4 protein-coding genes are annotated in these 4,616 nt (G+C 40.8%); all 4 read left to right on the top strand.

The window, feature by feature from the left end; all coding sequences use genetic code 11:
* Window positions 1-783: 783 nt before the first annotated feature.
* The 4 genes from EIZ48_RS27620 to EIZ48_RS30010 all read left to right on the top strand — a co-directional run bounded on the left by EIZ48_RS27620 (window position 784) and on the right by EIZ48_RS30010 (window position 4,386).
* Window positions 784-1,314 carry a hypothetical protein gene (locus tag EIZ48_RS27620; protein WP_160658537.1) on the top strand — a complete coding sequence of 177 codons (531 nt, stop codon included), beginning with the start codon at window positions 784-786 and terminating at the stop codon, window positions 1,312-1,314.
* Between the two features lie 159 nt (window positions 1,315-1,473).
* The gene (locus tag EIZ48_RS27615) at window positions 1,474-1,959 is read left to right on the top strand and encodes a toll/interleukin-1 receptor domain-containing protein (protein WP_160658536.1); all 486 of its coding nucleotides are present in this window, start codon (window positions 1,474-1,476) and stop codon (window positions 1,957-1,959) included.
* 100 nt (window positions 1,960-2,059) lie between these two features.
* On the top strand, window positions 2,060-2,464 hold the full coding sequence (locus tag EIZ48_RS27610) for a hypothetical protein (RefSeq protein WP_160658534.1): 405 nt from the start codon (window positions 2,060-2,062) through the stop codon (window positions 2,462-2,464).
* Window positions 2,465-3,483: 1,019 nt separating this feature from the next.
* Window positions 3,484-4,386 (top strand): DUF2971 domain-containing protein, encoded by a 903-nt coding sequence (locus tag EIZ48_RS30010; protein WP_205298627.1) that lies wholly within the window; start codon window positions 3,484-3,486, stop codon window positions 4,384-4,386.
* Window positions 4,387-4,616 lie beyond the last annotated feature (230 nt).

Here is a 4,616-nt window from a genome sequence, read left to right as displayed (position 1 = left end):
ACGCTGAGAGTTTGGCGGTCAAGTAGGAAGGTCGCATGTGGAAATGCCTAACAAGGCAATCAAGGTGACCCGTTACACTCGGCGGTTTTGGTATGAAGTTCAGTGTGCTTTGTTAGTTTCGTGCGGGGCACCTTATCGCAAGCGTTATGGCTTAAAAGCACAGGCAACGTGGTGTTCGCTTCAATGTCTGCGGGTCAAGCTTAGCGGCTATTAAGTCGAACTTTTTGGGCGATATACCTGAACGCTTTCAGTGTATAACGAACTGTGAATTTTGCGGGCTTTGTCCGCAGCACACTCGATTTTCCTATTGCGTTGGCTGTCAGAAATGCCAGAGAAATCATCGAAAGAAAACTATCAAAATTGAGCGTCGGATTATCAAGTTTCAATTCTTGCTAACTTCCCCGAAGCTTCAGATTTATATCTTTTGGTAAAGAGCATGTCTTTCTCCAGTGGCTACTGATTTTACGTGTTGGTTCATGAAGTTATGTATTAATTTCTGTTCGGGTTTTATCGGTAGGGTAAACTGTTTCGCGTTCGAGCAGATATTTCTGTAGTGGTAGCGTACCTGGTAAGTGATTTAAATCCCTTGAGTTTGCCATAACAAAGGCATCAAGGTGACACGTTACACTCGGCAGTTTTGGTATGGAGTTTAGTGCGCTTGGTAGGTTTGGTGTTGGTGCACCTTATGCCCGGCGTTAGGCAACCCGAAAATTAGCCTAACAGACTTCAACTGATGACAAATCGTTTTATGACTTTAATAACATTACTAATTTGAGAGAAATAATGGAATCTTTTGAAAGAATGTACAGTATGATTTTAGAGTCACCTGCTATAGTCATATTTCTAGTTTTTGCTTTACTATTGGTGAATTATTTATTTAATCGAAACGCGATTAAAAAGAAAAAATACATATTGGAGAAAATCACACAAAGTGACGATGATGTATCTTTGGATGTGAAAGTAGCGCACTCTTCACGGACATTTGGAGCAGCAAGAGTTTCGTGGCATAGAGCTGAAATTATTTTCAGTCGCAACACTATATTTTACTTTGCTTATAGTAAACTTGGACCAATAAGGATATATAAAAATGTTATGCAACTGTATATCCCTGGAGTGAATTTACAAGAGCAATTGGTAAAAGATAAATTTGCTCCAATTCAATCAATTAAGTTTATAAAAGACAAGGTAATAATCAAATTTGCTTGGAGTAGTCCTTTGATTAAAAGCACATTAACACTTAAAGGTATTGATCACGAAGATACTATTCAAGCTATCAAAAAACAGCTCGATTTAGATGCTCTTCAACCGATGTGAGGTAGGATAAGCATGTGATTGACTGGTTGCCTAACAAAGCAATCAAGGTGACCCGTTACACTCGGCGGTTTTGGTATGGAGTTCGGTGCGCTTTGCTGGTTATTCGTGGGGCACCTTATTGCAGGCGTTATGCCTTTGCTATATACAATGGAGTAGTAGATGAAAATATTTTGGAGTTATGCGAAGAGGGATGATGCAAACCCTCAACATGTAACTCAATTGCGCAAACAGTTTGAAATTGTCTTGGGTCAATGTATCGGTGATGACATTGATTTATTTCAAGATACTACAGGGTTAAAGTGGGGTGTGAATTGGAGAAGTGCTTTAGAAAGTGAAGTAAAAAGTTCAAATGTGTTTGTTTGTATTCTTTCTCCTTCATACTTCAATAGTAAAATGTGTATTCAAGAAGTTGTTTGGGCGACTGAAGCAGGAATTAGTATACATCCTATTTTGTACAGAGCATGCCCGAAGGGTTTAAAAAGTGATTTTTCTGAGTCTGATTCAGAAGCTGCTAAATTAAATGGAATATCTGAGAACATTACTTCGTTGCATCAATACGTAGATTTTACTTCATTGAGAAACGAACCCAAGGATAGTTGTGATGTATTAAATTTCTTGGACAAGGTTTGTGAACAAATCGCATAATAAAAAAACTAAGGTCATGCGTTACACTCAGTGGTTTTAATATCGAGTACATTGTGCTTTGTTAGTTCAACCTTATTGCAGACGTTATGCATAGGAAAGTATGGAAATTATAAAGTTATTATCAGCGTTTGGGTTAGGTGGTATTTGCGTTAAAGCTTTTGACTTAATCTATTTGCAACCATATTTAGAACGGAAAGAAATTCGTAATTGGCTACGGGACAAAAAGTTAGTAGCTTTTTCGAAGTTAGCATCAAATTTTCAGTCAATGGGATTCAACTCGGAAAATGACTCGTTTTTCGCAGATCTTGCACTTATAGCCGAAGCTCAACTTCTTATTGATGACGAAGAACTTTGTTTACGTATTGAAGCCTTAATTGAAAAGAGGCATGAGCTGAATCATACACACGACGTTAACAACGAAATTGAGCTTTTTGATGAGGTTCAAGCCGAGGTGAAAGCAATTATGCAAGAGCTGAAACAGGATTTACGAAACTCAAAGGCATAACAAAAACATCAAGTTGACGCGTTTTATTCGGCATTTTTGGTATGGGGTTTGGTGCGCTTGGTAAGTTTATCGTGGCGCAACTTATGTTCAGCGTTAGGCATGGGAAAGCCTGCTTTTGGATCTGGTCGTAACCGCGTCGCTCAAGAACGGGAAATCTAAGGCCATTCGATCATCGTAAGGCTGCCCTTAAAGATCTGGGAAAGGCTGGTTGCTACGTTCTTTGCTGCCTCAGACTATGGCAATAAGCATTCCTAGTTTCCTCGTTGCACCGCAGTGAAAGGCTTGTCTTCATCTTAACCTGTCAGCCTAGTGATGCAGCCTCGATTAGCATTTCATCAGGATGTCATGCAAATATAGCTGGCTTTAAGGTGTAGATAATCAGTATGTTACTTTAGGTTTGTGGTCGCTGTATCCCACGGTTGGCGTTGGAGTACGCTGAGAGTTCGCCGGCCAAGTAGGAATGTCACATGTGGAAATGCCTAACAAGGCAATCAAGGTGACCAGTTACACTCGGCGGTTTTGGTATGAAGTTCGGTGCGTTTTGGTGGTTTTGCGTGGGGCACCTTATTGCAGGCGTTAGGCATGGGAAAAGCTTGCTTTATGATCTGGCCGTAACCTCATCGCCCAAGAACGGGAAATCTTAGGCCATTCGTTCATTGTAGGGCTGCCCTTAAAGTTCTGGGAAGCGCAAGTTGAACCGTTCTTTGCTGCCTCAGGCGGAGGCAATAAACGTTCCTAGTTTCCTCGATGCATTGCTGTGAAAGGCTTGTCGTAAACTCAACCCATCAGTCCAGTGATGCAGCCTTGATTAGTATATCATCAGGATGTCATGTAAATGCATCTGGCTTTAAGGTGCTGATAGTATTAGTTTAACTTGAGATTTAGTGCATGCTGTATCCCATGATTGGCAGCGGACTGCGCTGAGAGTTCGGCGGCCAAGTAGGCATTTCACATGTGGAAATGCCTAACAAAGCAATCAAGGTGACCCGTTACACTCGGCGGTTTTGGTAAGAGGTTCGGTGCGCTTTGCTGGTTTAGCGTGGGGCACCTTATCGCAGGCGTTAAGTTTATTTGGAGAGTTCGTGCAATGTTTTAAGTATCTGAATCCGCAACGAATAGATGTATTGGGAAATCTTAAAATCCGTTATACACAAGCAATTGCCTTAAATGATCCTTTCGAAGTCTTTCCTGCGATAATTGATAAAGATAAAGACTGGTACATGCGCCAGTTTATTGCTCGCATTGAGGCTGAAGCGGCTGAAATTGATTTTCGAAGCCCTGTAAAAAAGAAGCAATACGTTAGAGCAAGAAAGAAGGACTTTCCAAATTTTTATCGCTGTTATACGGATGAAAAGTGGCTTTTTGAGCAAGCGTTTTCGATTGTCATGTTGGATGCAAATGTTCAAGGCTATCTGAGTTTGAGTAAGACCGATAAAAATATATTAATGTGGTCTCATTATGCTCAAAACCATGAAGGTTTTGTTATAGGGTTTGAAGCAAGCCATAGTTATTTTGACTTTGGAATGACTGAAGTTGAATACAGTGACCAACGACCATATTTGAACCCGCTGCAAGGTAAACAGGATGCTTCATTGTTTTATACAAAAAGTACCGATTGGGCGTATGAGCAAGAAATTCGAAAGAGTATGGCTTTTGTTGAACGCATTCAGCTCGAAAATGGTAATACTTTTTTGCCATACCCAGACGAATTACCTGATCATACAGATGAGATTTATCAAAAAGTTAGGCTTTTTGATTACCCAAAAGATGCAATCAGTTCAATAATATTTGGTTGGAAGTCTACGGACGAATTAAGGCAGTCTGTTATCAAATCTCTTGAAGAACATGGTTTATCATCGGTGAAAGTAATGCAAGCAATACCGCACCCAAGAAAGTATGAGATGGTGATCAAGGAAGTATAAACTTAACAAGGCAATCAAGGTGATGCGTTACACTCGGCGGTTTGGGTATGGAGTTGGGTGCGCTTGGCTGGTTCAGTGGGGCGCACCTTATTGCAGGCGTTAGGCATGGAAAAAGCCTGCTTTTGGATCTGGTCGTAACCGCATCGCCCAAGAACGGGAAATCTTAGGCCACTCGTTCATCGTAAGGCTGTCCTTAAAGATCTGGGAAATGCAGGTTGCTACGTTCTTTG

The organism is Photobacterium alginatilyticum (genome assembly GCF_009910675.1).
Lineage (GTDB): Bacteria > Pseudomonadota > Gammaproteobacteria > Enterobacterales > Vibrionaceae > Photobacterium > Photobacterium alginatilyticum.
Note: the sequence above shows the minus strand (reverse complement) of the source record. Positions and strands in the feature narration are given on the sequence as shown.

Excerpts from the sequence above, each read along its gene's own strand:
- EIZ48_RS27620 (WP_160658537.1), top strand. The coding sequence starts at position 784 with ATGGAATCTTTTGAAAGAATGTACAGTATGATTTTAGAGTCACCTGCT.
- EIZ48_RS27615 (WP_160658536.1), top strand. The coding sequence starts at position 1,474 with ATGAAAATATTTTGGAGTTATGCGAAGAGGGATGATGCAAACCCTCAA.
- EIZ48_RS27610 (WP_160658534.1), top strand. The coding sequence starts at position 2,060 with ATGGAAATTATAAAGTTATTATCAGCGTTTGGGTTAGGTGGTATTTGC.